3 protein-coding genes are annotated in these 3,933 nt (G+C 49.9%); all 3 read left to right on the top strand.

The window, feature by feature from the left end; all coding sequences use genetic code 11:
• Positions 1–21: 21 nt before the first annotated feature.
• A complete protein-coding gene (locus NW860_RS01275; protein ID WP_414511972.1) occupies positions 22–681 on the top strand; it encodes an SDR family oxidoreductase in 660 nt (219 codons plus the stop codon).
• A 134-nt stretch (positions 682–815) separates the two neighbouring features.
• Positions 816–3,338, top strand: a complete 2,523-nt coding sequence (locus NW860_RS01270; RefSeq protein ID WP_414394275.1) for a dynamin family protein — start codon at positions 816–818, stop codon at positions 3,336–3,338.
• 215 nt (positions 3,339–3,553) lie between these two features.
• Positions 3,554–3,694: a KGK domain-containing protein gene (locus tag NW860_RS01265; protein WP_414511971.1), complete on the top strand. Its 141-nt coding sequence runs from the start codon at positions 3,554–3,556 to the stop codon at positions 3,692–3,694.
• Positions 3,695–3,933: the final 239 nt, after the last annotated feature.

Below are 3,933 nucleotides of genomic sequence, written 5' to 3'. Positions count from 1 at the left end.
GAGCAGCTTGGCAGGGAAAGGATGAAAGCTTTTGTTGCAGGGGCTACGGGAGAAACGGGGCGGCGTATTGTCAAAGAGCTAGTGGATCGCGGCATCCCGGTACGGGCGTTGGTGCGCAGCCGCGAGTTGGCCGCTCAGGTTCTGCCCTCCAAAGCGGAAGTGGTGGTGGGGGATGTGCTGGATCCGACCACGCTGGAGGCTGGCATGGAGGGATGCACGGTGGTTCTCTGTGCTACGGGAGCCAGGCCCAGCTGGGATCCCTTGCAGCCCTACCGAGTGGACTATGTGGGCACCAAAAACTTAGTGGATGTAGCCAAAGCCAAAGGGATCCAGCACTTTGTTTTAATTTCCTCCCTGTGTGTTTCTCGGCTGTTCCACCCCCTCAATTTGTTTTGGCTAATCTTGGTCTGGAAAAAGCAAGCCGAAGAGTACTTGCAAAAAAGCGGCCTCACCTACACTATCATTCGGCCAGGGGGCCTGAAGAACCAAGACAATGAGGATGGCATTGTCCTCTCTCCACCAGACACTCTATTTGAGGGCAGCATTCCTCGCACCAAAGTAGCCCAAGTGGCTGTTGAAAGCCTATTTCAGCCGGCAGCGAAAAACCGCATCTTCGAGATCATTGCTAAGCCCGGTGTTCCCAGGCGGGAGTGGAGTGAGCTTTTTGCCGTAGCAGGCTAGGTTCCGCACTGCAAGAACGCCTCCGTCAGCCGTCGAGCGTGGGGTGAGTGTCTCACCGGAAAAAAGTAGCGTGAAAGCCTTCACCTCAAGGCCTAGCGGGTTATAATCTTCCCAGATTTTCGGAGGTTCCCGCTATGACCATGCAGCTCCCACCTCAGTGTGAAAGCTTAAGAGAGCAAGTTGAAGCGATTCTCAACCTCTGGCAGCAGGATCCCACGCTTTCAAGTAAGCAAGACACAAAGCGGGTTCAGGCTTCACTGAGCAAAGCAATTTCTCCAACCTTTGAGATTGTGTTTGCTGGTGCCTTCAGTGCTGGTAAATCGATGTTAATCAACGCTTTGCTGGAAAGGGAGCTTCTCTACAGCGCTGAAGGACACGCCACAGGAACCGAGTGCTACATCTCCTATGCAGAACCTGATGCCGAAAGAGTAGTGCTGACCTTCCTCAGCGAGCAGCAGGTGCAAGAACAAATGGATGCTTTCTGCAGTCGCCTAGGCTTAGCGCTCCCTAGTGGCAACGGCTTAGAGGAGGCTACACTCAGTCGCCTCAAGGAGCAAGCTGAGGCCATTGTTCAACAAGAAGGCGGCAAGAGCAAGTCAGAGCGGGCAAAGCAGGCAGATGCGCTGCGCTTGTTGGTTGAAGGTTTTCAGCAAAACCGTGTCAGGATCTACCCAACTGAAAACGGAGTATTCTCTATGGAGCAGCTTAACTTAGGCAACCTAAAAGAAGCTGCAAGTTTTGCCCGTCGAGGTGCCAACAGTGCGGTTTTGCGGAAGATCGAGTACTACTGTCATCATCCTCTACTAAAGGACGGAAATGTTATCGTCGATACTCCTGGTATTGATGCACCAGTTAGGGCAGACGCTGAACGTACATATCAAAAAATTGCTCACCCGGATACTTCCGCAGTTGTCTGTGTCCTCAAATGCGCCTCAACTGGCGAGCTAACTAAGGAGGAAACAGAACTTATTGAGCGCATCCAGAGTAATAGCAGCATTCGAGACCGAGTTTTTTATGTGTTTAACCGCATTGATGAAACCTGGTACAACCCGCAGCTAAGGCAGCGGCTAGAAACCATTATTGATCAGCAATTCCGTGGAGCCCGTATATTCAAGACAAGTGCCCTGCTTGGCTTCTACTGCTCACAGATCAAGGGAACTGGCCGAGGGAACAGATTTGGCTTAGACACGATCTTCTCAGAAAGTATAAGGGAACTGGGCAGTAAGGAACAGACTCCTCAGTTTGTCATCGAGTTTGTCAAGTACTGTAGCTCAGGAAGACTGATTGGCACTCCCTTTCGCCCTCTAGTGCATGGCTACGAAACGCCTATAGATAACTATGTCCGAATCCTCAGCGAGTGGGGCATGCCTTTGGTTAATCACATGATCAAGGATAGCGGCATAGAAGAGTTTCGTAGTGGGATTACTCGTTATCTAACAGAAGAAAAGCGTCCGCAGTTGTTTCTAGCGCTTGCCGATGACTTGCGGCCCCTTTGTGTTGAGCTTAGGAAGTCTTACCTTGATCTCTACAGGGACTTGGATAGTCAGCCTAGGGAAGTCAGTGGCATGATTGAGTATGAACTAGCGCTTATCAACCAGCAGCTAAACAAAATAGGAAGAGACTTTTATGACCACATTGAAACTATGGTTAACGAAATTATTAACGGCATGGATAAAGACTTTGAATCTGATTTTCGCAAGTTGCAAGCCAAGATGGTGCGTAGGCTGGATGAACTTCTAGACACCTTCTCCGTGGATGGCACCTATAGCCAAGCTGTTCGTATTCATCAGCGTAACTCCACAGCCCCATTTCTAGCTGTCTTGGTTGAGGCCTTCTACTATCTCTCGAACCACCTAGAGGATATACTAGTTGAATCCGCCATTACAGTTGTGGAGAACTCTTTCCGCCGGCTTATCGATCGAGTGCGTAGCTCAGATTACTACAAGCAGCTACTCCGTCTGCTCGGGTCTGATGGGGAAATAGAGAAGAAGCTCCTAGAGGTTAAGGACAAAGTTTGCACCTCCCTGGTCAGCGGTGCTCGAAAAGAGTGTGACCGGTACTTGAGAGAGAGTCCTCGCTTCTATGATGAGGGTACTTTCTCGATTTACCAGTTTCGCGAAGTTTTGAAGCAAACTGCCCAATCCTACGACATTTCTGCTATTCGAGACGCTGAGCCTGGGATCCGGCAGTTACTCAAGCTTGACTTTGAGCCAAAAGTTAGCCAGACAATACGTTCTAACTTCCGTCAGGAAACCAACAACACTCTCAAGACTCAGCTGTTGCCGGTTGCTAGGCAGATAGCTGATGAGATTTTGCAAAAGTACCCTGAGGCGAAGCAGTTTATGGAGGCAACTTTAAGGAAGGAGGCCGAAGAAAAAATTGCCCTTAACCAGCAGCGTCTGAAAGAATTGGATGCAAACATAGACAAATACAACCGAGCTGTTTCTGGGATCAACCTCTGCCTGCAAGCTTTAGGCCTCAATCGTGAGATGCTGCCCCTAATTCTTCTCCCTGATTCCTCTGCCACTGTAGAGTCGACTGAGATTTCGGAAAGCTCAAGTGAGAGAAACACAGATCAAGTGTCTGCTCCTGCAAGCACTGCATCTTCAGCGGAGAGCTTTGCAGAGTTAGATAGTTTCCTTGACGATCTGACTTGATGACCTGAGATAGAGAGGCCTGTTTTTGGATCCCCGGCTGGAAGTATGGGGTTTAGGTCGATACCTTTAGGTCAGTACCCAAAAGGGATTGTCTCCAGGCGAGAAGCTTTTAGAGTTGCTAGCTTGGTGAGAGCAGCCCAAGAAGCCCTAACCAAAAAAGAAGAGCTAAGCTGGAAGGAGCTGACTGGTTTGGTGAAGGGATTAATTGTCATCTCTTGCTGCCAGGCAGTAAGGGTTGGCAAGCCGGTAGAGTAAGGCTGCGGCTAGCTGTGGAGGTAGACTTTGAGCCGGATGATGGAGGCTCAGAGAGCCAGGGTGGATCCCCTCTGGATGACCTGCGGGAAAGTGAGTGGTAGCCCAGACTAGCAAGACGCAGGGGAGGTTAGGCAAGTGTTAAGTAATGATCAGCCTCAGGAGCGCTTTGTTGAGCTAGATACTTCCCAAAATACTGTCATCGACATAGGAGGACGACTGATCTACTTGCAGGAGTTTGCTGGAACATGCTCGAACGTTGTTCGCAACAGCTTCATACCCAGCTTATATAACAAACTTAGCGACAGAGAAATCTCAGTTCCACAGGTTAACTTGAGCGAAA

This window comes from Synechococcus sp. F70.1 (genome assembly GCF_047502745.1).
Lineage (GTDB): Bacteria > Cyanobacteriota > Cyanobacteriia > Thermostichales > Thermostichaceae > Thermostichus.
Note: the sequence above shows the minus strand (reverse complement) of the source record. Positions and strands in the feature narration are given on the sequence as shown.

Coding starts and splice junctions, on each gene's coding strand:
- NW860_RS01270 (WP_414394275.1), top strand. CDS start 816: ATGACCATGCAGCTCCCACCTCAGTGTGAAAGCTTAAGAGAGCAAGTT.
- NW860_RS01275 (WP_414511972.1), top strand. CDS start 22: ATGAAAGCTTTTGTTGCAGGGGCTACGGGAGAAACGGGGCGGCGTATT.